The organism is Anaerostipes sp. CAG:276 (genome assembly GCF_000432215.1).
Lineage (GTDB): Bacteria > Bacillota > Clostridia > Lachnospirales > Lachnospiraceae > Anaerostipes > Anaerostipes caccae.
The window spans coordinates 2,123-2,779 of sequence record NZ_FR889190.1; the positions used below are offsets into that span (position 1 = coordinate 2,123).

Genomic DNA, 657 nt, shown 5'->3' on the forward strand with positions numbered 1-657 from the left:
CCGCCGTTTTTGGGATTATACTTATGTGTATCGGATGGAAGTTTTGACCGGAAGGAGGAGCGGCATGAAGAAACATATACACGGGGGAGATATTTACCGTCACGGGCATATAACTGATTTTTCCGCCAATGTAAATCCTCTTGGAACGCCGGAGAGTGTCAAAGAAGCTGTTCGGAAATCGGCCGAAGGAATCGAACATTACCCGGACGTTCACTGCAGCAAATTAAAAAAGGCATTATCAGAGTGGGAACAGGTTCCTGAGTCCTGGCTGATCTGCGGCAACGGCGCTGCAGATCTTATTTTCGCCCTGACACTGGCGTTAAAGCCTAAGAAAGCTTTGATCTTAGCTCCGACCTTCGCAGAATATGAACAGGCACTGAAAAGTGTGGGCTGTCAGATAACCTATTTTTATTTGACAGAACAGGAAGAATTCCGTGTGACAGAGAAGATCCTTTCAGAAATCACACCGGCTTTGGATATGGTGTTTTTGTGCAATCCAAACAATCCCACAGGAGAACTGACCGATAGGGAAATGCTGCTGAAACTCTCACAAAAGTGCAGAGAACATCAGGTATTTTTTGCAGTGGACGAGTGTTTCCTGGATTTTGTCCCGAAAGGACAGGACTATGAACTGGCAGGCTGCCTGAAATATAACCG

At 46.1% G+C, this 657-nt stretch carries 1 protein-coding gene; it reads left to right on the forward strand.

Annotated elements, in window-relative coordinates:
- Nucleotides 1–64: 64 nt before the first annotated feature.
- A partial coding sequence (locus tag QVP35_RS08290; RefSeq protein WP_288187820.1) for a pyridoxal phosphate-dependent aminotransferase occupies nt 65–657 on the forward strand: 593 nt, incomplete at its 3' end.